Source organism: Nocardioides immobilis (assembly GCF_003515065.1).
Taxonomy (GTDB): Bacteria; Actinomycetota; Actinomycetes; order Propionibacteriales; family Nocardioidaceae; genus Nocardioides; species Nocardioides immobilis.
The window spans coordinates 18,218-40,953 of record NZ_QXGH01000013.1; the positions used below are offsets into that span (position 1 = coordinate 18,218).

22 protein-coding genes are annotated in these 22,736 nt (G+C 71.5%); 19 read left to right on the top strand and 3 right to left on the bottom strand.

Annotated features, from left to right (window positions below; translation table 11 throughout):
• Positions 1 to 16: 16 nt before the first annotated feature.
• The 5 genes from ddaH to D0Z08_RS08940 all read left to right on the top strand — a co-directional run bounded on the left by ddaH (position 17) and on the right by D0Z08_RS08940 (position 4,562).
• Entirely contained in the window at positions 17 to 790 is a 774-nt protein-coding gene (ddaH, locus tag D0Z08_RS08920) for a dimethylargininase (protein WP_118924802.1), read from the top strand.
• Positions 787 to 2,373, top strand: coding sequence for an amidohydrolase (locus D0Z08_RS08925; protein ID WP_118924804.1), 1,587 nt, complete (start codon positions 787 to 789; stop codon positions 2,371 to 2,373). The genes ddaH and D0Z08_RS08925 overlap by 4 nt, the downstream gene beginning before the upstream one ends.
• A 17-nt stretch (positions 2,374 to 2,390) precedes the next feature.
• Positions 2,391 to 3,149: a VIT1/CCC1 transporter family protein gene (locus tag D0Z08_RS08930; protein ID WP_118924806.1), complete on the top strand. Its 759-nt coding sequence runs from the start codon at positions 2,391 to 2,393 to the stop codon at positions 3,147 to 3,149.
• Positions 3,150 to 3,159: 10 nt separating this feature from the next.
• A complete protein-coding gene (gene thpR / locus D0Z08_RS08935; protein WP_118924808.1) occupies positions 3,160 to 3,747 on the top strand; it encodes an RNA 2',3'-cyclic phosphodiesterase in 588 nt (195 codons plus the stop codon).
• Between the two features lie 200 nt (positions 3,748 to 3,947).
• Entirely contained in the window at positions 3,948 to 4,562 is a 615-nt protein-coding gene (locus D0Z08_RS08940) for a trimeric intracellular cation channel family protein (RefSeq protein WP_118924810.1), read from the top strand.
• 16 nt (positions 4,563 to 4,578) lie between these two features.
• On the opposite strand, the gene pntB is transcribed toward D0Z08_RS08940, so the two are convergent.
• Both pntB and D0Z08_RS08950 read right to left on the bottom strand, forming a co-directional pair.
• Positions 4,579 to 6,009, bottom strand: coding sequence for a Re/Si-specific NAD(P)(+) transhydrogenase subunit beta (gene pntB, locus D0Z08_RS08945; protein ID WP_118925089.1), 1,431 nt, complete (start codon positions 6,007 to 6,009; stop codon positions 4,579 to 4,581).
• A gap of 63 nt (positions 6,010 to 6,072) precedes the next feature.
• Positions 6,073 to 7,602: a Re/Si-specific NAD(P)(+) transhydrogenase subunit alpha gene (locus tag D0Z08_RS08950; protein ID WP_118924812.1), complete on the bottom strand. Its 1,530-nt coding sequence runs from the start codon at positions 7,600 to 7,602 to the stop codon at positions 6,073 to 6,075.
• A 247-nt stretch (positions 7,603 to 7,849) separates the two neighbouring features.
• Here D0Z08_RS08950 and D0Z08_RS08955 point away from each other — a divergent pair, with 247 nt between their 5' ends.
• Together D0Z08_RS08955 and D0Z08_RS08960 are read left to right on the top strand one after the other, a co-directional pair.
• On the top strand, positions 7,850 to 9,001 hold the full coding sequence (locus D0Z08_RS08955; protein WP_118924813.1) for a hypothetical protein: 1,152 nt from the start codon (positions 7,850 to 7,852) through the stop codon (positions 8,999 to 9,001).
• A 25-nt stretch (positions 9,002 to 9,026) separates the two neighbouring features.
• The gene (locus tag D0Z08_RS08960; protein ID WP_118924815.1) at positions 9,027 to 10,085 is read left to right on the top strand and encodes a 2,3-butanediol dehydrogenase; all 1,059 of its coding nucleotides are present in this window, start codon (positions 9,027 to 9,029) and stop codon (positions 10,083 to 10,085) included.
• Positions 10,086 to 10,123: 38 nt separating this feature from the next.
• Here the strand turns inward: D0Z08_RS08960 and upp are convergent, their stop codons facing one another.
• A complete protein-coding gene (upp, locus tag D0Z08_RS08965) occupies positions 10,124 to 10,765 on the bottom strand; it encodes a uracil phosphoribosyltransferase (RefSeq protein WP_118924817.1) in 642 nt (213 codons plus the stop codon).
• A 66-nt stretch (positions 10,766 to 10,831) separates the two neighbouring features.
• Between upp and D0Z08_RS08970 the strand changes: the two genes are divergently transcribed.
• From D0Z08_RS08970 to D0Z08_RS09025, 12 genes are all read left to right on the top strand, one after another.
• The gene (locus D0Z08_RS08970; protein WP_118924819.1) at positions 10,832 to 11,314 is read left to right on the top strand and encodes a tRNA adenosine deaminase-associated protein; all 483 of its coding nucleotides are present in this window, start codon (positions 10,832 to 10,834) and stop codon (positions 11,312 to 11,314) included.
• Between the two features lie 26 nt (positions 11,315 to 11,340).
• Entirely contained in the window at positions 11,341 to 11,772 is a 432-nt protein-coding gene (locus tag D0Z08_RS08975; RefSeq protein WP_118925090.1) for a nucleoside deaminase, read from the top strand.
• 29 nt (positions 11,773 to 11,801) lie between these two features.
• Positions 11,802 to 12,377, top strand: coding sequence for a TIGR03086 family metal-binding protein (locus D0Z08_RS08980; RefSeq protein ID WP_118924820.1), 576 nt, complete (start codon positions 11,802 to 11,804; stop codon positions 12,375 to 12,377).
• A 52-nt stretch (positions 12,378 to 12,429) separates the two neighbouring features.
• On the top strand, positions 12,430 to 13,458 hold the full coding sequence (locus D0Z08_RS08985) for a LacI family DNA-binding transcriptional regulator (RefSeq protein WP_118924822.1): 1,029 nt from the start codon (positions 12,430 to 12,432) through the stop codon (positions 13,456 to 13,458).
• Positions 13,459 to 13,486: 28 nt separating this feature from the next.
• A complete protein-coding gene (locus D0Z08_RS08990; protein ID WP_220454118.1) occupies positions 13,487 to 14,488 on the top strand; it encodes an aldose epimerase family protein in 1,002 nt (333 codons plus the stop codon).
• A 130-nt stretch (positions 14,489 to 14,618) separates the two neighbouring features.
• Complete coding sequence (locus tag D0Z08_RS08995; RefSeq protein WP_220454119.1) at positions 14,619 to 15,599, top strand: ABC transporter substrate-binding protein; 981 nt, start codon at positions 14,619 to 14,621, stop codon at positions 15,597 to 15,599.
• A gap of 99 nt (positions 15,600 to 15,698) precedes the next feature.
• Complete coding sequence (locus D0Z08_RS09000; protein ID WP_118924826.1) at positions 15,699 to 17,273, top strand: sugar ABC transporter ATP-binding protein; 1,575 nt, start codon at positions 15,699 to 15,701, stop codon at positions 17,271 to 17,273.
• On the top strand, positions 17,270 to 18,355 hold the full coding sequence (locus D0Z08_RS09005; RefSeq protein WP_182481239.1) for an ABC transporter permease: 1,086 nt from the start codon (positions 17,270 to 17,272) through the stop codon (positions 18,353 to 18,355). The genes D0Z08_RS09000 and D0Z08_RS09005 overlap by 4 nt, the downstream gene beginning before the upstream one ends.
• Positions 18,352 to 19,356: a galactofuranose ABC transporter, permease protein YjfF gene (gene yjfF / locus D0Z08_RS09010; protein WP_118924828.1), complete on the top strand. Its 1,005-nt coding sequence runs from the start codon at positions 18,352 to 18,354 to the stop codon at positions 19,354 to 19,356. Before D0Z08_RS09005 ends, yjfF begins: the two co-directional genes overlap by 4 nt.
• Positions 19,353 to 20,375 carry a LacI family DNA-binding transcriptional regulator gene (locus D0Z08_RS09015; RefSeq protein ID WP_220454120.1) on the top strand — a complete coding sequence of 341 codons (1,023 nt, stop codon included), beginning with the start codon at positions 19,353 to 19,355 and terminating at the stop codon, positions 20,373 to 20,375. The genes yjfF and D0Z08_RS09015 overlap by 4 nt, the downstream gene beginning before the upstream one ends.
• On the top strand, positions 20,375 to 22,060 hold the full coding sequence (gene araB / locus D0Z08_RS09020) for a ribulokinase (RefSeq protein ID WP_118924830.1): 1,686 nt from the start codon (positions 20,375 to 20,377) through the stop codon (positions 22,058 to 22,060). The genes D0Z08_RS09015 and araB overlap by 1 nt, the downstream gene beginning before the upstream one ends.
• Positions 22,057 to 22,734, top strand: coding sequence for an L-ribulose-5-phosphate 4-epimerase (locus D0Z08_RS09025; protein WP_118924832.1), 678 nt, complete (start codon positions 22,057 to 22,059; stop codon positions 22,732 to 22,734). The genes araB and D0Z08_RS09025 overlap by 4 nt, the downstream gene beginning before the upstream one ends.
• Positions 22,735 to 22,736 lie beyond the last annotated feature (2 nt).

Here is a 22,736-nt window from a genome sequence, read left to right on the forward strand (position 1 = left end):
CCTTGAAGGAGGAGCAGTGACCACCCCCACCCCGCCCTACGCCCTGGTCCGCCCGCCCGCGGCGACCCTGGCCGACGGCATCGTCACGTTCATCGAGCGCGAGCCCGTCGACGTCGAGCGCGCCCGCGAGCAGTGGCGCGGCTACGTCGCCGCGCTGGAGGCCGCCGGCTGGCCGACGGTCGAGGTCGAGGGCGACGACACGCTCCCGGACTCGGTCTTCGTCGAGGACGCCGTCGTCATGTTCGGCGACCTCGCCGTCATCACCAACCCCCGGCAGCCCGCCCGCAACCCCGAGACCGCCGGGGCGGAGAAGAAGGTCCGCGAGTTCGGCCTCGAGACCACGACGATCACCGACGGCCACCTGGACGGCGGCGACGTGCTCAAGGTCGGCCGGCAGGTCTACGTCGGCCTCACCGGTACGACGGACGCCGACGCCGTTGCCCAGCTGGCCGCGATCCTGGAGCCGCGCGGCTGGACCGTCACCGTCGTGCCCGTGACCAAGGCGCTCCACCTCAAGAGCGCGATCACCGCGCTGCCCGACCGCACGGTCATCGGCTACGGGCCGGTCGTCGACGACCCGTCCCTCTTCCCCTCGTACCTCGAGGTGCCCGAGGAGCCGGGCGCGCACGTCGTGGTGCTCGACGACCACACGGTGCTGATGAGCTCGCGGGCGCCGAGGTCGGCCGAGATGTTCCGGGCGCGGGGCCTCGACGTGGTGACCGTCGACATCGCGGAGTACGAGAAGCTCGAGGGCTGCGTCACCTGCCTCAGCGTGAGGGTCCGGCCATGAGCCGCCTCTTCGTAGCGCGGCAGGTCCACACCCTCGACCCCGCCGTTCCGGCTGCGACCGGCGTCCTCGTCGAGGGCGGACGCGTGGTCGCCGTCGGTGCCGCCTCCGACCTGCTCGACGCCACGCGCGACGTCGTCGACCTCGGCGACGCCGTGGTGACGCCCGGGCTCGTCGACGGGCACGCCCACCCGGTCGCGGGCCTCGAGCTCACGGACGGCGTCGACCTCACCGACGCGCTCGACCTCGACGCCGTACGGGCACTCCTGGCGGAGCAGCGCGACCGGCTGGAGCCCGGCGCCTGGCTCAAGGGCTGGGGCCTCAACCCGGTCGTGTTCGGTGGCCGGGCGCCGACCGCCGCCGACCTCGGGCCGGCGTTCACGGGGATCCCCGGCTACGTCCAGATCTACGACGGGCACGCGTCGATCGCGTCCCACGAGGCGCTGGCGCTGGCCGGCATCGACGGTCCCATCACGTTCGCCTCGAGCTCGCGGGTCGACCTCGACGCTGAGGGCCGGCCGACCGGCTACCTGATCGAGGCCGACGCCTGCGAGGTCCTCGAGAAGGTGATCACGCCGCTGACCATCGCCGAGCAGGTCGACCGGCTCCGCGCGCTGCTGGGCGGCATGGCGGCGGTCGGCTACACCGGGCTGCACGCGATGGACTTCCGCGACCCGGCGCTCGAGCTGGTCACCCTGCTCGAGCAGGATGGCGAGCTGCCGCTGCGGATGGGCTTCAACCCGATGCTGATGCCGGAGGACGCCGGCCCGGACGCCGTACTCGCCCTGCAGGGCCGGCACGGCCGGCGGTGGCGGGTCGAGGGCGTCAAGCTGATGGTCGACGGCACGATCGACCACGGCACCGGCTGGCTGGAGTACGCCGACACGCACGGCGAGGGCCTCGACGCGCTGTGGCGGGACTTCGACCGGTTCCGCGATGCGGTGACCACCCTGCACCGCGCCGGCGTGAACTGCGCCGTGCACGCGATCGGCGACCGCGGCGTGCGTCAGGTCTTGGAGCTCTTCGTCGCCCTCCGGGAGGAGCACGGTCCGCTCGCCCGGCACCGGATCGAGCACATCGAGACGATCCCCGACGACGTGGTGAAGATGTTCGGGACGGGTGCCGCGGCCGCCAGCATGCAGCCGCTGCACTGCACGTGCTTCAACAACGCCGACCGCTCGGACTCCTGGTCCCAGCGGCTCGGCGACGGCCGGGTCGACAACGGCTTCCGGTGGAGCGACATCCGCTCGGTCGGCGGCGTGATGGCGCTCGGCTCGGACTGGCCGATCGCGCCGTACGACCCGCGCTGGATCATGGCCGACGCCCGGCTGCGGCGCCGGTTCGACCGTCCCGAGGCGGAGCCGATCCACCCGGAGCAGGCGCTCGACGCGCGCCAGGTGCTCGAGGGCTTCACCAGCCATGCGGCGCTCGCCTCGGGCGAGGAGGACCACCGCGGCCGGATCGCTCCTGGCTTCGACGCCGACTTCACGATCTTCGGCGCCGACCCGCTCGAGATCGACCCGGAGGCACTGGCGACGGTCGAGGTCCGCGGCACGGTCGTGGCGGGGGAGCAGATCGTCGGCTGACCGGGGATGATGAGGGGATGGACAGCTCCGCTGTTGGCTCCGACGCAGCCGCCGAGGCCGATCCGCCGCACGTCGGTGGCCATCCCGACGAGCCCCACGACGAGAGCTTCAACGACCGGCTGAACTGGCTGCGGGCCGGCGTGCTCGGCGCCAACGACGGGATCGTGTCGGTGGCCGGGGTCGTGCTCGGTGTCGCCGGCGCGACCACCGACCGGACCGCGATCATGATCGCCGGTGTGGCTGGCCTCGTGGCCGGCGCGATGAGCATGGCGGCGGGCGAGTACGTCTCGGTCAGCACCCAGCGCGACTCCGAGGAGGCGCTGCTGGCCAAGGAGCGGCGCGAGCTGAGGGAGGATCCCGACGACGAGCTGGCCGAGCTGGCCGGGCTCTACGTCGAGAAGGGGCTCGACGCCGACCTCGCGCTCCAGGTCGCCCGGCAGCTCACCGAGAAGGACGCCCTCGGGGCTCACGCCGAGGTGGAGCTCGGCATCGACCCCGACGACCTGACCAGCCCCTGGAACGCGGCGCTCGCCTCGATGGTGGCGTTCACGATCGGCGCCCTGCTGCCGCTGCTGACGATCCTGCTCGTGACCCCCGACCTCCGGGTGGCGGTCACCATCGGCGCGGTGACGGCCGCGCTCGCCCTCACCGGGTGGGCCAGTGCCCGCTTCGGCTACGGCTCCGTCCGGCGCGCGGTGCTGCGCAACATGCTCGGCGGACTGCTCGCGATGGTGGTCACCCACCTGATCGGCCAGGCCCTCGGGACCCAAGTCTGATGGGGGTCTGATGGGCACCCGACTCTTCGCGGCGATCGTGCCGCCGGCGGACGCCGTCGAGCACCTCGACACGTTCCTGGAGCCGCGCCGGGAGGCTTCACGCCAGGATTCCGGTCTGAGGTGGACCCTGGCCGAGCAGCTCCACCTCACCCTGGCCTTCATGCCGAGCGTCCCCGACCACCTCGTCGACGAGTACGGCGACCGGCTCGCCGACCGGCTGGCCCCGACCCCGGTCCCCGTGCTCCGCCTGGCCGGCCCGGTCGTGTTCCCGAACGCGGCCGCGACCCGGGTGCTCGCGGTCAGCGCGGTGCCCGAGAGCGAGGGGGCGGACGTCGTACTCCAACGGATGGCGGGGCGCGCCCGCAACGCCGCCGTCACCGTCGGCGCCGAGGTCGACGGCCAGCGGTTCCGGCCGCACCTGACGATCGCGCGGCTGCGCCGGCCCGCCGACACCACCAACTGGGTGCGGCTGCTGGAGACCTACACCGGCCCCGAGTGGCCGGTCCTCGAGGTCGCCGTCATCGCCTCCCACCTCGGGCAGGGACCGGGCGGCCGCCCCCGCTACGAGACCATCGCCACGATCCCCCTCGGCCAGTAACCCCCGAGTCGGCGCGTCTTCGGTCTGGTACGACGCCGAGTCGGCGCGTCTTCGATCTAGTACGACGCCGAGTCGGCGCGTTCTGAGAAGCGCCGACTCGCGGCCGCAGGAACCCGAAGACGCGCCGACTCGCGGCCGCAGCAACCCGAAGACGCGCCGACTCGCGGAACTGAGCGCGGCTGGGCCACACTGGCCGCGCCATGCTGCTCCTCGTCCTCGACCTGCTCGGGATCGCCGTGTTCGCCGTGTCCGGCGCGCTGGTCGCGGTCCGGCAGCGCCTCGACATCATCGGGGTGCTGGTGCTCGCGACGGTCACCGGCCTCGGGGGTGGCTGGATCCGCGACGTGCTGATCGGCGACACGCCGCCGGCCTCGCTGGAGGACTGGCGCTACCTGCTGGTCCCGGTCGCGGCCGGTCTGCTGGCGTTCTGGTTCCACCCGGCGATCGAGCGGATGGACCGGCTGGTGATCGTCTTCGACGCGTTCGGGCTCGGCCTGTTCGGGGTGGCGGGGGCGCTCAAGGCCGCCGAGCACGGCCTGGGCCCGATCCCGGCCGCGATCCTCGGCATGGTCACCTGCATCGGCGGCGGTCTGCTCCGCGACGTCCTCGCGGGCCAGGTGCCGGTCGTGCTGTCGAGCGGCGAGCTCTACGCGATCCCGGCTCTGGCCGGGTCCGCCGTCGCCGCCATCGGCTTCGAGCTCGGCGCGCCGACCGCCGCGGTCGCCCTGCCCGCGGCGGCCCTCATCACCGGCTGGCGCCTGCTCGCGATCAGCCGAGGCTGGCGGGCGCCGGTGCCGGGCGTGCGACGTACCTGATCGTCCTACCTGTCGGTCAGTCCGGCAGGTTGTGGATGATCTCGTCGACCTTGACCTTGGCGTCGCCGAAGAGCATCCGGCTGTTGTCGCGGAAGAACAGCGGGTTCTGGACGCCGGCGTAGCCGGTGGCCATCGAGCGCTTGAAGACGATCACCTCGGAGGCGTTCCAGACCTCGAGGACCGGCATGCCGGCGATCGGGCTGGTCGGGTCCTCCGCGGCGGCCGGGTTGACGGTGTCGTTGGCGCCGATGACGAGGACGACGTCGGTGCTGGGGAAGTCGTCGTTGATCTCGTCCATCTCGAGCACGATGTCGTAGGGGACCTTGGCCTCGGCCAGCAGCACGTTCATGTGGCCGGGCAGCCGCCCGGCGACCGGGTGGATGCCGAACCGTACGTCGACGCCCCGCTCCCGCAGCTTCGCGGTGAGCTCGGCGACCGGGTACTGCGCCTGGGCCACGGCCATGCCGTAGCCGGGCGTGATGATGACCGAGCGGGCGTCGGCCAGCAGGTCGGCGGCGTCGACGGACTGGATCTCCTTGTGCTCGCCGTAGTCCGTGTCGCCCGACGAGGGCGCCTCGATGCCGAAGCCGCCCGCGATGACCGAGATGAACGAGCGGTTCATCGCCTGGCACATGATGTAGCTCAGGTAGGCACCCGAGGAGCCGACGAGCGCACCGGTGACGATGAGCAGGTCGTTCTCGAGCAGGAAGCCGGACGCGGCCGCGGCCCATCCCGAGTAGCTGTTGAGCATCGACACCACGACCGGCATGTCGCCGCCGCCGATGGACGCGACCAGGTGCCAGCCCAGGGCGAGGGCGACGAGCGTGACCAGGACCAGCAGCCACAGCTGGGGGTCGATGACGAACCACACGGTCAGGCCCGCGAACGCTGCGAGCGCGCCGAGGTTGATGTAGTTCTTGCCCGGCAGCACCAGCGGTGCGGACTTCATCCGCGCGGAGAGCTTGAGGAACGCCACGATCGAGCCGGTGAAGGTCACTGCACCGATGAAGACGCCGATGAAGACCTCGGCGCTGTGGACGCCGAGCAGGTCCTGCGCGGCGAGCACGTCGGCGTGGTGGCTGCCGGGGTCGTCCTCGACCTCGAGGTAGCCGTTCCAGCCGACGAGTACGGCGGCCAGACCCACGAAGCTGTGCAGCAGCGCGATCAGCTCGGGCATGCCGGTCATCTCGACCACGCGGGAGCGCCAGAGGCCGATGACGGCACCGATGGCCATCGCTGCGACCAGCAGCACGATCGGCAGCACGTCCATCTCGTCGTCGAGCGCGACCGTGATGGTGGCGACGAGGGCGATGGCCATGCCGAAGATGCCGAAGGTGTTGCCCACCTTGGCCGTCTCGTGGTGCGACAGGCCGGCGAGGGCGAGGATGAAGAGCAGAGCGGCGACGATGTAGGCCGCGGTCGACGCGGTCCCGATCGAGACCAGCATCGGCGAGATCAGCTGGGTCAGGAGAGGCGAGGTCATCTAGGTCAGTCCCTTGCTATCTGGCCGTCACGACCGGGTGAACAGTCCGAGCATGCGGCGGGTCACCGCAAAGCCACCGAACACGTTGATGCTGGCGAGCAGCGTCGCGACGAACGCGATCAGCATGATCGGCGTGCTTTCCTCGCCGAGCTGCAGGAGCGCGCCGACCACGATGATCCCGGAGATCGCGTTGGTCACCGACATCAGCGGCGTGTGCAGCGCGTGGTGCACGTTGCCGATGACGTAGTAGCCGATCACGATCGCCAGCGCGAAGACCGTGAGCCGCTCCTGGAGCGGCGGCGGGGAGATCGAGATCAGCCCGAAGAGCACGAGCGCCGCGATGCCGACGATCGTCATCCGGCCGCGCGCGGTGAGCTTGGCCTTCTCCTCCTTCATCCCCGCGGGATGGGTGTCCACGACCTTCGGGGTCGCCGAGACCTGGACCGCGGGCGGCGGCCACATCGACTCGCCGTCGCGGACGACGGTGATGCCGCGCTGGACGACGTCGTCCATGTCCAGCGTGAGCATGCCGTCCTTCTCGGGCGTCAGCAGCTTCATCAGGTTGACGATGTTGGTGCCGTAGAGCTGAGAGGTCTGCGCCGGCAGCCGGCCGGCGAGGTCCGTGTAGCCGAGGATCGTCACGCCGTGCTCGGTCACCACCCGCTGGTCGGCCTCGGTGCCGGCGCAGTTGCCGCCGTTGGCCGCGGCCATGTCCACGATCACGGCGCCGGGCTTCATGCCGGCCACGGTGTCCTCGTGGATCAGCTTCGGCGCCGGGCGACCGGGGATCAGCGCGGTGGTGATGACGATGTCGGCGTTGCGCGCCTCCTCGTCGTACATCCCGGCGGTGGCCGCCTCCTGCTCCGCGGTCATCTCCCTGGCGTAGCCGTCGGTGCTGACCTCGCTCTCGAAGTCGACCTCGACGAACTGGCCGCCCAGTGACTCGACCTGCTCGGCCACCTCGGGCCGTACGTCGAACACCCGCACGATCGCGCCCATGGCGCTCGCGGCACCGACCGCTGCCAGGCCGGCGACGCCGGCTCCCACCACGAACACCCGGGCGGGCGGCATCTTGCCGGCGGCGGTGACCTGGCCGGTGAACATCCGGCCGAACTCGTGGGCGGCCTCGACGACGGCGCGGTAGCCCGCGACGTTGGCCATCGACGACAGCACGTCCATCGACTGGGCCCGCGAGATCCGCGGGACGGCGTCCATCGCGAGGGCGGTCACGCCCTGGGCGACGAGCTGCTCGACCAGCTCCGGGCTCCGCGCGGGGGCCATCATCGAGATGATCGTCGCGCCGGCCCGCAGCCGGCCGATCTCGTCGGCGGTCGGGGCGTTGACCTTGACCACGACGTCGGCGGCCCAGACGTCGTCGGCACTGCCGACCGTCACGCCGGCCTCCGCGAAGGCCTCGTCGGCCTGGTCCGCGTGGGCGCCCGCACCCGACTCGACGACGACGTCGTAACCGAGCCCTTGGAGCTGGTTGGCGGTCTTCGCGGTCGCCGCGACGAGCGTCTCGCCTGTCTTCGACTCGCGGGGGATTCCGATCAGCATCACTGCCTCGCTTCCGGCTGGGGTTCCGGGGATCCAGCGCAGGTCAACCTACAAGGCCCGGGCCCCGGGCACGGAGGGTTGTCCGGAAACCAGCCGAATGGCGGATGCCGGGCAGCCGTCGCTGTGACCGCCGCCACAGATTCTCGGGCTGCAACAGCGTGCAACCCTCGCCGACTGCCGGCGCGCGGCGCTCTCATGAGGCACCCGCTCCGGGCATCTGCCGGAGCCCGAGGAAAGCGGCCGCACCATGTCCCGCACGCTGAACCGATCAAGCTGGTGGACCTTCGGGATCCTCAATGTCGTCGTGGTCCTCGCGATCACCTTCGCCGGCTGGTACCTGCTCGCAGATCCATCGACGAGCCCGCTCGACGTCTACCCGCTGCCCTTCAACGCCGCTCTCTTCTGGGCCCTGCTGTTCGTCGTGTGGTCCGGCTTCAACCTGGAGCTCTTCGGGTTCGCCTCGCTCCCACAACCCCGGCGCGGCCTGACGGTCGCCGCCGCGGCGATCGTATTCGGGATCGCGATGACCTGGCTGCTCTCCGAGGGCCTCGGCGCCGTCAATCCCGACTTCGCTGCCGCGCGGGAAGGCGGCCTCGGCTACTTCACCGGTGCCCTCTTCGTGCTCTTCGGCTTCTCGACCTACGTGATGGCGGTCGTCAACTGGGACCACTGGCCGTGGCGCGACCTCGGCCTCGGCCAGCCGCAGGTCGGTTGGAGCGAGATCGCGTTCCTCATGCTGCCGACGATCCTGCTCTACGTGGTCCTGGGGCTGCCGACGCTCTCGCTGGCCTCGCCACCCGGGTCGGCGCTCCTGGACCTCGACACCCTCCTGGGTTGGTACTACTCGCTGGTCGTCGCGATCGTGCTCACCGGGGTGCTCTGGGAGAACTGGCCGTGGCGCCTCGCCGGCTCCCGCGCCCGGACCGCGGCGGCCTCCGTGGTCGGCACCCTCGTGCTCGGGACAGCCCTCTACTTCGCGCTCCTCGCCACCAGCAAGGCGCTGCTGGGCGGCGAGAACACGCGGCTCCTCGGGGACGCGATCCACCAGTTCCCGGCGCAGCTGGGGGTCTGCTGGGTCGCCTGGATGATCGTGTGGGCCAACGCCTTCGGCAACAAGCCGACCCACCTCGGAGGTCCGGTCAACCTGCTGGTCCGCGGTCTCGCCACCTTCGGCCTCGCCGCGGCGACGTTCGTCGCCTACTACTTCCTCGCCGCGGAGCACCTGCTGCACGAACCGCCGGTCGTCGGCCCGATCGCCGGCAACGCGCTCGGGTTCATGGACTGGTTCGCACTGGTCGCGCTGCTCTACATCGTCGGCTTCGAGTCCTTCGGCCTGCCGAAGCCCGCTGAGGCCACGAAGGCGGCCGAACCGGTCGCCGACCCTGCCGTCCACCCCTGACAACCCCACGAGAACGGACAAGCGAATGAAGGCAGCACGATTCCACGGTCGCGGCGACATCCGGATCGACGACGTCCCCGAGCCGGCGACGCGCCCGGGCACGGTGAAGGTCGAGGTCGAGTGGTGCGGCATCTGCGGCACCGACCTGCACGAGTACCTCGACGGGCCGATCTTCGCTCCCACGGCCGACGAACCGCATCCCCTCACCGGCGAGAGCGTCCCGATCACGCTGGGCCACGAGTTCGCCGGCTCGGTCGTCGAGCTGGGCGCGGGTGTCACCGACCTCCGGGTCGGTGACCGCGTGGTCGTCGAGCCCTACCTGGTCTGCGGTCGCTGCGACGCCTGCACCCAGGGGCGGTACAACGTGTGCGCCAGCCTCGGCTTCATCGGATTGAGCGGCGCCGGCGGTGGCTTCAGCCAGTACGTCGTCGCCGAGCGCCGATGGATCCACCCGCTCGGCGAGCTCGCGACCGACGTCGGCGCGCTCGTCGAGCCGCTGGCCGTCGCCTATCACGCGGTGCGGCTCGCGCACACCAAACCGGGAGACACTGCCCTGGTGTTCGGCGCCGGGCCGATCGGCCTGGTCACCACCGCGGCGCTGCGGGCCGTCGGCGTCGAGCAGGTCCTGGTGGTGGAGCCGGCAGCTGTGCGCAAGCAGAAGGCACCGGGAGCGGGGGCGGACCACGTCATCGATCCCACCCAGGCCGACGTGGTGGACGCGGTCATGGAGCTCACTTCCGGACGCGGAGCCGATGTGTCCTTCGAGTGTGCCGGCATCGACGCCGTACTGGCGTCCGCGATCCGTGCGACCCGGGTCGGCGGCACCGTCGTCAACGTCGCCATCTGGGGCCACGAGGCGTCCGTCGCGATGAACGACCTCGTGTTCCGCGAGGTCAACGTCGTCGGGAGCCTCGCCTACTGCGACGACCATCCCGCCACCATCCGCATGATCCAGGAGGGCAAGGTCGAGCCGCACCAGTTCATCACCGGCCGGATCGGCGTCGACGACATCGTGAAGCAGGGCTTCGAAGAGCTGATCGACAACAAGGAGGAGAACGTCAAGATCCTGGTGACCCCGACCTGATCCGCTGCTCAGCCGACGAGGCTCGAGCAGCTGCTCCGTCAGCCCACCACGCCGTACAGCCGGTCACCGGCGTCGCCCAGGCCGGGGACGATGTAGCCCTTCTCGTTGAGGCGCTCGTCCATGGCCGCGGTGACGACCGTGACGGGGACGTCGAGCCCGGTGAGCTCCTGCTCCAGCCGGGCGCAGCCCTCGGGTGCGGCGAGCAGGCACACGGCCGTGATGTGGTCGGCGCCGCGGTCGGTGAGGAACCGGATCGCCGCCGCCAGCGTGCCTCCCGTCGCAAGCATCGGGTCCAGCACGTAGCACTGGCGACCGCTGAGGTCGTCGGGCAGGCGCTCGGCGTACGTCGACGCCTCGAGCGTCTCCTCGTTGCGCACCATGCCCAGGAAGCCCACCTCGGCGGTGGGCAGCAGCCGCATCATCCCGTCGAGCATGCCGAGGCCGGCCCGCAGGATCGGTACGACGAGCGGGCGGGGTGCGGCGAGCTTGGTGCCGGTCGTCGGGGCGACCGGGGTGACGATGTCGCACGCCTCGACCCGGACGTCGCGCGTCGCCTCGTAGGCGAGCAGCGTGACCAGCTCGTCGGCGAGGCTCCGGAACGTCGGTGAGGCGGTCGTCTCGTCGCGGAGAACGGTCAGCTTGTGGGCCACCAGCGGGTGGTCGACGACGAGGGTGCGCATGGCCTGAACCCTAGGCCCAGACCTCATGCTCTGGCCTGATGCCGCGGTTGGTGTCACCCTTGTGACGTGACCGCGTCGGATGCTGTCGACTTCGCCCTGGCCGCCTACCGCGAGGAAGGCGTGTGGCAGGTCGCCGAGCTGACCCACGACCATGTGGAGGATGTGGAGACACTCGCCTCCGCCCTGCGTCGCTTCCCGGGCGACCACGGCGCGGTCGGACTGGTCGCGATCGACGAGGACTTCTTCGTCGTCGTGCGGGTCGCCGGCCAGAACACCCGGGTCCTCCTCTCCGACGTGACCGCGGCCGCGGAGTGGGAGCTGGCCGCGTCGGCGGTGGAGTTCCTGCACCTGCCGATGCCCGAGGACGAGGACGAGCCGGAGGCCGCCGGCGACCTCGACCTGCTCGGCGACCTCGGCTTGCACGCGATGGACCTCGCGGTGCTGCTCGACGACTACGACCTCTACCCCGACGAGCTGCTCTCCGACGTGGCCCGGCGGCTCGGGTTCGGCGAGCTCTTCGACGACGCGATCGGTCTCACCTCGGCGTGACCGCGTCCGACGCATGGCGGCAGCCGATGCTCGCCGCCCTGGCGGAGGCGCGCGCCGCCCTGGCGACGAGCGACGTCCCGATCGGCGCCGTCGTCGTCGACGCCGCCGGGTTCGTGGTCGGCACCGGGCGCAACGTGCGCGAGGCGGATGCCGACCCGACGGGGCACGCCGAGCTGGTCGCGCTCCGGGCCGCCGCCCGCGACCGGGGGGAGTGGCGGCTCGACGGGTGCACCCTCGTCGTGACGCTCGAGCCGTGCACGATGTGCGCCGGCGCCGCCGTGCTCTCCCGCGTGGACCGGGTCGTCTTCGGTGCCTGGGACCCGAAGGCCGGCGCGGTCGGCTCGCTCTGGGACGTGGTCCGCGACCGCCGCCTCAACCACCGGCCCGAGGTCGTGGCGGGCGTGCTCGCGGAAGAGTCGGCGGCGCTGCTCGAGGAGTTCTTCGCCGGCCAGCGATGAGTACGGCGCCGCGGGCTGGTCTCGTCGGCATGGACACGATCGACTTCGCCCCTGCCACCACGACCCTCCGGGAGCTGGTGGCGTGCGTGACCGACGAGCAGCTGACCGCGCCGACGCCGTGCACCGACTACACCGTCGGCGACCTGGTCGACCACATCGGCGGGCTGGCGGCGGCGTTCGCGGGCGCCGCCCGGAAGGAGCCGGTGCCGGGGTCGGAGCAGGGCGGCAGCGGAGACGCCTCCCGGCTCGAGCCCGGCTGGCGCGAGCGGATCGACCGCAGCCTGGCCGACCTGGCCGAGGCGTGGCGCGACCCGGCGGCGTACGAGGGGGACACCCAGGCCGGCGGGGTCCACCTGCCCGGCGCGATCGCGGCCTCCGTCGCGCTCAACGAGGTCGTCGTCCACGGGTGGGACCTGGCGACCGGGCTCGGGCGGCCGTTCACCGCCCGCGACGAGGACGTCGCGGCCTGCATGGCGTTCGCCGAGCCGTTCTCCACGCCGGAGAGCGCGGCCGACCGTGGCGACGCGTTCGGGCCGGTCGTGCCGGTGCCGGACGACGCGCCCGCCCTGGAGCGGCTGCTCGGGATGATGGGCCGCAAGCCCTGACGACTGCCCGCGGCGGTCCGGAGGACTGCCTCCCCAGCCCTAGCATGTCGCCATGACGGAGCCACTCCCGCGCGGCGCGGCAGCGCGGAACCCCAGCATGGCTGACGTGGCGCAGCGTGCCGGCGTCTCGCACCAGACCGTCTCGCGGGTCCTGAACGACTCGCCGCTCGTCAAGGACGCCACCAGGGAGCGGGTCCTGGCAGCGATCCAGGAGCTCGGCTACCGCCGCAACAACGCAGCGCGGATGCTCGCCACCAACCGGTCGGGCCGGATCGGCATGATCTCGGCCCATCTCGCCCTCCACGGCCCGAGCATGATCGCCGCAGCGGTCCAGGCTGCCGGCCACGAGGCCGGCTACCAGGTCTCCGTCATCGGCCTGCTCGAGATCTCCGAGGTCTCCCTCCGGGACGCGGTCGAGCGGCTGCTGGACCAAGCCGTGGAGGCGATCGTCGTCGCTGTCGCGCACCGCGACGCGGTCCACCTGGTGCGCGGCCTCTCGCTGCCGATCCCGGTGGTCCTGGTCCAGGGGGTGCGACCCGGCGAGCCGATGGCCGCGGGCATCGACCAGCACGCGGGGGCGTTGCTCGCGACCGAGCACCTGCTGGACCTCGGGCACCGCGGCGTCGCCCACGTCAGCGGGCCGCTCGACTGGATCGAGGCCACGCAGCGTCGCCTCGGCTGGCGCGAGGCGCACGAGGCCCGCGACCTGCTGCCGGGTCCCGAGGTCGAGGGGGACTGGTCGGCCGCCAGCGGGTACGACGCCGGCCTGCGCATCGGGCACCACGACGAGGTCACGGCCGTGTTCGTCGCCAACGACGCGATGGCGCTCGGCGTGCTCAGGGCGCTGCACGAGTGCGGGCGCCGGGTGCCCGAGGACGTCAGCGTGGTGGGGTTCGACAACGTGCCCGAGGCGGCGTACTACTGGCCCGCCCTCTCCTCGGTGGACCAGCAGTTCTCCGACCTCGGTCGGCAGGCGGTGGACCTGACCGTTCGCGCGTTGGCGGGCGAGGACGAGCCGGAGGCCGCGCTGCTCCGGCCCGAGCTCGTCGTCCGGGCCTCGAGCGCCGCGCCGCGCCGCTGATCGGTGCTGCGATGTTAACGTTCACAACGTGCTCACCCACGCTGGAGTCCTGGTCGTCGGCGAGGCTCCCGGCCCGGAGCTGCACGTGCTGCCCCTCGGCGCCACGGTCCACCGGATCCTCGTCACCGGCGGCGACGGCGTCCGCCGGGACGTCTGCCTCGGCCTTCCTGGTCCGGCCGAGCAGCTCGCGTCGACCGACTACATCGGCGGCACGATCGGCCGCTACGCGAACCGGATCGCCGGCGGCCGGTTCGTGCTCGACGGCGAGGACGTCCCGGTAGCGACGCACGATCGCGGCAACCATCTCCACGGAGGCCCGGACGGGTTCGACCGCAGGACGTGGGACGTGGTCGCACACGACGCCGGTCGCGTTCGACTGCGGCTGGTGAGCCCGGACGGGGACCAGGGGTTCCCCGGCGAGCTGACGGCGGAGGCGCAGTTCTCGGTGACGGCCGACGCCGTCGAGCTGGAGCTCTCGGCGGTGACGACCCGGCCGACGGTGGTGAACCTGACCAGCCACGCCTACTTCAACCTCGCGGGTCCGGGCGTCATCGACGACCACCTGCTGGAGGTGCCGGCCGCTCGCTACACCCCGGTCGACGAGACCGGCATCCCGCTCGGTGACCACGCGCCCGTCGCCGGGACGCCCTTCGACCTGCGGGAGCCGACCCGCATCGGCGACGTCGTACGCGCGGCGCACCCGCAGCTCGTCCGGGCGCGCGGCGTCGACCACAACTTCGTCGTCGACGGCGCCGGCTGGCGTCGGATGGCGGCGCTCGTCGCGCCGCGGACGGCGACCCGGATGGAGGTCTGGTCGGACCAGCCGGGCCTGCAGGTCTACACCGGCAACTTCCTCGACGGCGCGACGACGTCACGCGGCGGCGGGCTGCTCCGCCAGGGCGACGGCATCGCGCTCGAGCCGCAGCTGGCTCCGGACTCCCCCAACCGTGCCGGCTGGCCGTCGGCGGTGCTCCGCCCGGGGGAGACCTACCGGGCGCGGATGGCCTGGCAATTTCATGCCTCGGGCTGAGACCCTCAGAGTGAACGTTCACATTTTCTTCGCCGGGGTCTTGACGCGACCGAATGTTAGCGCTCACACTCACTGCTCAGTGACACTCGTCACAGGGCCGCGACGCCCGAGGATGTGGAGGAAAATCGTGGTGAAGAAGACTTTGACCGCCGCCAGTGCGCTCCTCGTGGGCGTGACTGCGCTGGCCGGGTGCGGGGACTCCGATGCGAGCGGCGGGGACGGCAAGATCGTGATGGGGTTCGCCCAGGTCGGTGCCGAGAGCGGCTGGCGGACGGCGAACACCGAGTCGATCAAGCAGTCGGCGGAGGACGCGGGCTTCGAGCTCAAGTTCTCGGACGCGCAGGGCAAGCAGGAGAACCAGATCAAGGCGATCCGGTCCTTCATCCAGCAGAAGGTGGACGTGATCGCGTTCAGCCCGGTCGTCGAGACCGGCTGGGACGCCGTCCTGCAGGAGGCCAAGCGCGCCGGCATCCCGGTGATCCTCACCGACCGGGCCGTCGACAGCGAGGACACGTCGCTCTACGAGACCTTCCTCGGCTCGGACTTCGTGCTCGAGGGCGAGAAGGCCGGCGAGTGGCTGGTCGAGAACGCTGCCGAGTCCGACGTCGACGGGGACGGCGACATCAACGTCGTCCAGCTCGAGGGTACGACGGGCGCGGCTCCTGCGATCGACCGTGCGGAGGGCTTCGCCAGCGCCATCGAGGCGGACCCGTCGATCGAGGTCACCGCGTCCCAGACCGGCGACTTCACCCGTGACGGCGGCAAGCAGGTCATGGAGTCGTTCCTGAACTCCGAGGACGGGATCGACGTCGTGTTCGCGCACAACGACGACATGGGGCTCGGTGCGATCGAGGCGATCGAGGCCGCCGGTCTCGAGCCCGGCGTCGATGTCAAGATCATCACCGTCGACGCCGTGCGCGACGGGATGGCAGCGCTCGCCGAGGGCAAGATCAACTTCATCGTCGAGTGCAACCCGCTGCTCGGTGACCAGCTGATGGACCTGGCAGAGCAGGTCCTCGACGGCGAGGAGGTCCCCGAGCGCGTCGTGACCGAGGAGACCACCTTCACCCAGGAGCAGGCCGCAGAGGTCCTTCCCGACCGGAAGTACTGACCGCCGCCACGGGAGTCGCCGTCCGCGGCGACATACCCCCGAAGCGCCGCGCGCCCGGCGTCACCCTCGCCGGGCGCGCGGACCCACCCAGGAGGATCGATGACCCACACCCAGGAGCGCGGGGTGACCGAGCTGCCGAACGACCGACGACCGGTGGTCGAGATGCGTGACGTCTCGATCGCGTTCGGCAACGTGCAGGCGCTCGACCGGGTGTCGATGCGGCTCCTCCCGGGCGAGATCCACGCGCTGATGGGGGAGAACGGCGCCGGCAAGTCGACCCTGATCAAGGCGCTGACCGGAGTCTACTCGATCGACACCGGCCGGATCGTCGTCGGCGGCGAGGAGCACGAGTTCGCGACGCCGGCCGCGGCGCAGGCCGCCGGGATCAGCACGGTCTACCAGGAGGTCAACCTGGTCCCGAACCTGACCGTCGCCGAGAACATGCTGCTCGGCCGCGAGCCGCGCCGCTTCGGCGGCATCAACATGGGCGCGATGAACCGCCGCGCCCGCGCGACGCTCGAGCGGCTCGGCCTGGACATCAACCCCGGCTCGCTGCTCGGTCATCATCCGATCGCGGTCCAGCAGCTGGTGGCGATCGCGCGCGCCGTCGATGTCGACGCGCGGGTCGTGATCCTGGACGAGCCCACCTCGAGCCTCGACGCCGAAGAGGTCCAGAAGCTGTTCGACGTGATGCGCCGGCTCCGTGAGCACGGGGTCGCGGTCCTCTTCGTCTCCCACTTCCTCGACCAGGTCTACGAGATCGCCGACCGGATGACCATTCTCCGCAACGGCCGCCTCGTCGAGGAGCGGATGGTCGCGGAGACCAGCCAGCTCGAGCTGGTCCGGTTGATGATCGGTCGCGAGCTGGAGGTCCTGGACCGGCTGGACCGCGACCACGGTCGAGCCGCGCCGAACAGCGCGACCCCCGTCCTCACGGCCGTCGGGCTGGGCCGGAAGGGGTCACTGGAAGCAACCGACCTGACCCTCTTCGAGGGCGAGGTCGTCGGCATCGCCGGTCTCCTCGGCTCGGGACGCACCGAGCTCGCCCGGCTGCTCTTCGGCGCCGACACCGCCGACCACGGAGGCCTCGAGGTGCGGAGCACCCGCCGCCGACTGCGCAGTCCCCGGCACGCCATCGACCGCAAGATCGCGTTCTCCAGCGAGGACCGGAAGGCCGAAGGAGTGATCGGCGACCTCACCGTGGCCGACAACATGCTGCTCGCGCTGCAGGCGTCACGCGGGTGGCTGCGGCCGATCCCGTCGGCGACGAGGGCCAAGCTCGTGCGCGAGTACATCCAGGCCCTGGACATCCGGCCGACCGACCCGAACGCGCTGATGCGCAACCTCTCCGGCGGCAACCAGCAGAAGGTGCTGCTCGCCCGGTGGCTGATCACCGAGCCCGACGTACTCATCCTCGACGAGCCGACGCGCGGCATCGACATCGGCGCCAAGGCCCAGATCCAGACGATGGTCGCCGACCTTGCCGCCAAGGGGATGTCGGTGCTGTTCATCTCCGCGGAGCTCGAGGAGGTCCTGCGGCTGAGCCACCGGGTCGTGGTCATGCGCGACCGGCGCAAGATCCGGGAGCTCGCCAACGAAGACGTGAGCGTCGGCGACCTCCTGGAGATCATCGCGGGCGAGACCCGCCAGACCGAGCTGGAGGGACCGGCATGACGGACACTCTCGACCGGGCCCCGGCCCCCGAGGAGCAGGCCCCGCGACCCGGTCCGGTCTCACGGCTGCTCGGACACCAGCTGCTGTGGCCTGTCGTGGCCATCGTCGTGATGCTGGTCATCGACGTCATCGCCGTCCCGTCGTTCCTCGACCTGCGCGTCCAGGACGGGCACCTCTACGGCAACCCCGTCGACATCGTGCGCAACAGCGCGCCGGTCATGCTCGTGGCTCTCGGCATGACGCTGGTCATCGCTACCCGCGGGATCGACCTGTCCGTCGGTGCCGTGGCTGCCATCGCCGCGGCCGTGGCGTGCACGCGGATCGTCGAGTCCGCCGACGAGGGCGCCGCGTCCGCCGCGATCCTCGCGTGCACGACCGCCCTGGCGGCCTGCGTCCTGCTCGGCGTGTGGAACGGGTTCCTGGTCTCGGTCGTCGGCATCCAGCCGATCATCGCGACGCTGGTGCTGATGGTCGCCGGACGGGGCCTGGCGATGCTGGTCACCGACGGCCAGATCACGACGCCGAGCAACGACGCGTTCAGCGGACTCGCCACCGGTTTCGTCCTCGGGCTCCCGATCGCCTTCCTCATCGCGCTCGGCATGGTCGTGCTGACGGCCGTGCTGACCCGCCGGACCGCCCTGGGCATGCTGATCGAGGCGGTCGGCATCAATCCCGACGCCAGCAGGCTGGCAGGGGTCCGGGCCCGCACGATCACCTGGACGGTCTACGTCTTCGCCGCGGTCTGCGCCGGCATGGCCGGTCTGATCATCGCGGCCAACACCAACTCCGTGAACGCCAACAGCCTCGGCCTGTGGATCGAGCTGGACGCGATCCTGGCGGTGGTCATCGGAGGCACGGCGCTGACCGGGGGCCGGTTCTCCCTCGCCGGCACGGTCGTCGGTGCGCTCCTGATCTCCACGCTCGTCCGCACGATCCCCAGCATCGGGATCCCGTCGGAGGCCAACTACCTGTTCAAGGCGTTCGTCGTGATCCTCGTCTGCCTGCTCCAGTCACCCCGAGCCCGCGCCGCCCTCCGCGTCCGCGGGCGTCGCGCCGCATCGTCGAAGGCGGTCGCAGCATGAGCGCCACGACCGTTCCGAACCCCACGACGTGGGACCGCGTGCGCACCTACTCGCCCGCGAGCCGCTATCTCCCCGTGGTCGCGACCTTCGCGCTGTTCATCGGCATGTTCGGCTTCGGCGGCATCAGCTACCAGGGATTCTTCGACTGGCAGGTGTTCCTGAGCCTGCTGCTCGACAACTCCTTCCTCATCGTGCTCGCCGTCGGCATGACCTTCGTGATCCTGAGCGGCGGCATCGACCTGTCCGTGGGTTCGGTGGTCGCGCTGTCCACGATGATCGCCGCGAAGACGATGGAGATGGGCTGGTCGCCGTACCTCTCGATGGCGACCGTGCTGCTCGTCGGCACCCTGCTGGGCACGCTCATGGGGGTGCTGGTCCACTACCTCGACATCGAGCCGTTCATCGCGACGCTGGCAGGTCTCTTCCTCGCCCGCGGGCTCACCTACCTGATCAGTAAGAACTCGATCCCGATCACCGACGAGACCTTCGTCGAGCTGGCCTTCGCCTCGATCACGCTCCCCGGCGGGTACTACACCACCTGGACCGTCGTCATCGCGCTCGCGACGGTGGTCGTCGCGGCGTACGTCCTGGCCAGGACCCGGTTCGGCCGCACGGTGTACGCCGTCGGCGGCAACGAGGCATCGGCGATGCTGATGGGCCTCCGGGTCGCGGTGGTGAAGGTCGGCGTCTACGCGATCAGCGGCTTCTGCGCCGCGCTCGGCGGGCTGCTCTTCGCTCTCTACACGCTGTCGGGCTACAGCCTGCACGCAGTCGGCATGGAGCTCGACGCGATCGCCGCCGTGGTCATCGGCGGGACGCTCCTCACCGGTGGCCGCGGGTTCGTGGTCGGCTCGCTGCTCGGCGTGCTCGTGCTCGGCACGATCCAGACCTTCATCTCGTTCGACGGCACGCTCAACTCCTGGTGGACCCGCATCGCGATCGGCGTGCTGCTGCTGGTCTTCGTGGTCGTCCAGCGGCTGATGACCAGGCGGCAGTCGTGACAGAGCTGCGCCGGACGCCGGTGATGGCCGACGTCGCGCGGCTCGCGGGCGTCTCCCACCAGACGGTCTCCCGGGTCGTCAACGGGCAGACCAACCTGCGGCCCGCGACCCGGGAGCGGGTCCTGGAGGCCATCCGCCAGCTGGGGTACCGGCCCAACACCGCAGCGCGGAGCCTGGTCAGCGGTCGGTCCGGGACGATCGGCGTGATCGGCTCCAAGAGCGGGTTCTGGGGTCCCAGCACGGTCCACCGCACCATCCAGGCGGCGGGCCGGGAAGCCGGCTACTTCGTGACCTCGGCCAACCTGCAGAGCCTGACCCGGGCCGAGTTCACCGACGCGATGAACCACCTGCGCGACCAGCACGTCGAGGGGATCGTCCTCATCGCCGCGACCGACGACGCCGTCGAGGCGGCCCGGACGCAGGTCGACCAGGGCGTGCCGGTCGTGGTCGTCGAGGGCGACGAGGCGACGGCGTCCTGGACGGTCGGCGTCGACCAGGTCGCCGGCGCCGAGCTCGGCACCCGCCACCTCATCGAGCTCGGTCACCAGGACGTGCTCCACCTCGCCGGACCGACCTCGTGGACCGAGGCCCGGGCGCGGCTGCGCGGCTACCGGAACGCGATGTACAGCGCCGGCCTGCGACCCTCGCGCCACCTCGAGGGCGACTGGTCGGCACGCAGCGGCTACGAGGCGGGCCAGCGGATCGCCGCCCGCGACGACGTCACCGCCGTCTTCTGCGCGAACGACCAGATGGCGCTCGGCCTGCTGCTGTCCCTGTCCGAGGCGGGGCGCTCGGTGCCGGAGGACATCAGCGTCGTCGGCTTCGACGACATCCCCGAGGCGGCGTACCTGATCCCACCGCTCACCACCGTCCGCCAGGACTTCACCGCCGTCGGCCACCGCGCGATCGAGATCCTCCGCGCCGCGATCGCCGGCGAACCCACCCCAGAGCGGTTGATCAGCCCCGAGCTGGTCGTCCGGTCAACCACTGTCCCACCGCGAGAAGGAGCCCCGTCCTGATGGAGGAGCAGTACGTCGTCGGCGTCGACTTCGGCACGCTGTCGGGCCGGGCCGTGGTGGTGAGGGTGCACGACGGCGCCGAGCTCGGCTCGGCCGTCCACCCCTACCGCCACGGCGTCGTCGAGGACCGGTTGCCGCGGTCCGGCAGGCAGCTGCCGCCGGAGTGGGCGCTCCAGGTGCCCGACGACTACCGCGACGTGCTGCGGATCGCGGTGCCCGCCGCCGTCGCCGCTGCCGGCGTCGATCCCGCGCACGTGATCGGGGTCGCGACCGACTTCACGGCCTGCACGATGGTCCCGACCCTGGCCGACGGCACGCCCCTGTGCGAGCTCGACGACCTGCGCGACCGGCCGCACGCCTACGTGAAGCTGTGGAAGCACCACGCCGCCCAGCCGCACGCCGACCGGATCAACGCCCTCGCAGCCGAGCGAGCCGAGTCGTGGCTGCCGCGGTACGGCGGGCTGATCTCCTCGGAGTGGGAGCTCGCCAAGGGACTCGAGCTGTTCGAGGAGGACCGCGAGGTCTACGACCGGATGCAGCGGTGGGTGGAGGCTGCCGACTGGACCGTGTGGCAGCTGTGCGGCAGCTACGTCCGCAACGCCTGCACGGCGGGCTACAAGGGGGTCCTCCAGGACGGCGCCTACCCGTCGGTGGAGTTCCTCGAGGCGCTGGCGCCCGGGTTCGGCGGCTTCGTGGCGGACAAGCTCGACCAGCCGATCGGACAGCTCGGCGACGTTGCGGGCGGCCTCACCGCCGAGGCGGCCTCATGGACCGGGCTGCCGGAGGGGATCGCGGTCGCCGTCGGAAACGTCGACGCGCACGTGACCGCCCCCGCCGCGCAGGCGGTCGGCCCCGGTCAGATGGTCGCCATCATGGGCACCTCCACCTGCCACGTCATGAGCGCCGAGGTGCTGCGCGAGGTCCCCGGCATGTGCGGGGTGGTCGACGGCGGGATCGTGGCCGGCGCCTGGGGCTACGAGGCCGGGCAGAGCGGGGTGGGCGACATCTTCGGGTGGTTCACCGAGACGTCGGTGCCGCCGTCGTACGTCGCCGCGGCGGCCGCCGCGGGCGAGGACGTCCACCAGCACCTGACCCGGCTCGCGGCCGCTCAGGAGGTCGGCGAGCACGGCCTGGTCGCCCTCGACTGGCACAGCGGCAACCGGTCGGTGCTGGTCGACCACGAGCTCTCGGGCCTGGTCGTGGGGCTGACGCTGGCGACCCGGCCGGAGGACGTCTACCGGGCCCTGCTCGAAGCCACCGCGTTCGGCACCCGGGTGATCGTGGAGACGTTCCGCGACAGCGGGGTCCCGGTCGAGGAGCTCGTCGTCGCGGGTGGGCTGGCCAAGAACGAGCTGCTCATGCAGGTCTACGCCGACGTGACCCGGATGCCGCTCTCGGTGATCGACTCGCAGCAGGGACCGGCCCTCGGGTCGGCGATCCACGCAGCCGTTGCCGCCGGCGCCTACCCGGACGTGCCCACCGCGGCGAAGTCCATGGGCAAGGTGCGGCGCGGGGTCTACCAGCCCGACGAGTCACGAGCACTGGCGTACGACGAGCTGTACGCCGTCTACCTCTCCCTGCACGACCACTTCGGCCGGGCCACGACCACCATGCGCGGCCTGAAGGCGATCCGCCGCCGCGCCGTCGCGCGCCGGCTCGACGCGACGGGAGGGAGTGCGTCGTGACCGTCGTCAGCGATGTGCGGGAGACCATCGCCGCCCTGAGGCGCGAGGTCTGCGCCCTGCACGAGCAGCTCACCCGCTACCAGCTCGTCGTCTGGACCGCGGGCAACGTGTCCGCCCGGGTCCCCGGCCACGACCTGCTGGTGATCAAGCCGAGCGGGGTCGACTACGACGCGCTCACCGCCGAGAGCATGGTGGTGTGCGACCTGCACGGCCGGGTCGTCGAGGGCGAGCACGCTCCGTCGTCCGACACCGAGGCGCAGGCCTACGTCTACCGGCACCTCGCCGGCGTCGGCGGCGTGGTGCACACGCACTCGCCGTACTCCGTCGCCTGGGCCGCCCGCGGGGAGCCCATCCCGTGCGTGACGACGATGTGCGCCGACGAGTTCGGCGGGGAGATCCCGATCGGCCCGTTCGCCGTCATCGGCGACGACTCCATCGGCCGCGGCATCGTCGACACGCTCCGCCACAGCCGGTCGCCCGCGGTGCTGATGCGCAACCACGGCGTCTTCACCGTCGGCCCCACCGCCAAGGCGGCGGTGAAGGCGGCCGTGATGTGCGAGGACGTCGCCCGCTCGGTGCACCTCGCCCGCCAGCTCGGCGAGCCGGTGCCGATCGAGCAGCACCACGTCGACGCCCTCTACGACCGATACCAGAACGTCTACGGCCAGCGCTGAAA

What these genes read in the sequence shown, in the direction of transcription:
- thpR (WP_118924808.1), top strand. Translation starts at nt 3,160, where the DNA reads ATGGGCACCCGACTCTTCGCGGCGATCGTGCCGCCGGCGGACGCCGTC.
- D0Z08_RS08955 (WP_118924813.1), top strand. Translation starts at nt 7,850, where the DNA reads ATGTCCCGCACGCTGAACCGATCAAGCTGGTGGACCTTCGGGATCCTC.
- D0Z08_RS08930 (WP_118924806.1), top strand. Translation starts at nt 2,391, where the DNA reads ATGGACAGCTCCGCTGTTGGCTCCGACGCAGCCGCCGAGGCCGATCCG.
- D0Z08_RS08985 (WP_118924822.1), top strand. Translation starts at nt 12,430, where the DNA reads ATGACGGAGCCACTCCCGCGCGGCGCGGCAGCGCGGAACCCCAGCATG.
- D0Z08_RS08940 (WP_118924810.1), top strand. Translation starts at nt 3,948, where the DNA reads ATGCTGCTCCTCGTCCTCGACCTGCTCGGGATCGCCGTGTTCGCCGTG.
- D0Z08_RS08950 (WP_118924812.1), bottom strand. Translation starts at nt 7,602, where the DNA reads ATGCTGATCGGAATCCCCCGCGAGTCGAAGACAGGCGAGACGCTCGTC.
- D0Z08_RS08960 (WP_118924815.1), top strand. Translation starts at nt 9,027, where the DNA reads ATGAAGGCAGCACGATTCCACGGTCGCGGCGACATCCGGATCGACGAC.
- araB (WP_118924830.1), top strand. Translation starts at nt 20,375, where the DNA reads ATGGAGGAGCAGTACGTCGTCGGCGTCGACTTCGGCACGCTGTCGGGC.
- pntB (WP_118925089.1), bottom strand. Translation starts at nt 6,009, where the DNA reads ATGCTGGTCTCGATCGGGACCGCGTCGACCGCGGCCTACATCGTCGCC.
- D0Z08_RS08980 (WP_118924820.1), top strand. Translation starts at nt 11,802, where the DNA reads ATGGACACGATCGACTTCGCCCCTGCCACCACGACCCTCCGGGAGCTG.
- D0Z08_RS08975 (WP_118925090.1), top strand. Translation starts at nt 11,341, where the DNA reads ATGCTCGCCGCCCTGGCGGAGGCGCGCGCCGCCCTGGCGACGAGCGAC.
- D0Z08_RS09005 (WP_182481239.1), top strand. Translation starts at nt 17,270, where the DNA reads ATGACGGACACTCTCGACCGGGCCCCGGCCCCCGAGGAGCAGGCCCCG.
- D0Z08_RS08925 (WP_118924804.1), top strand. Translation starts at nt 787, where the DNA reads ATGAGCCGCCTCTTCGTAGCGCGGCAGGTCCACACCCTCGACCCCGCC.
- yjfF (WP_118924828.1), top strand. Translation starts at nt 18,352, where the DNA reads ATGAGCGCCACGACCGTTCCGAACCCCACGACGTGGGACCGCGTGCGC.
- D0Z08_RS09000 (WP_118924826.1), top strand. Translation starts at nt 15,699, where the DNA reads ATGACCCACACCCAGGAGCGCGGGGTGACCGAGCTGCCGAACGACCGA.
- upp (WP_118924817.1), bottom strand. Translation starts at nt 10,765, where the DNA reads ATGCGCACCCTCGTCGTCGACCACCCGCTGGTGGCCCACAAGCTGACC.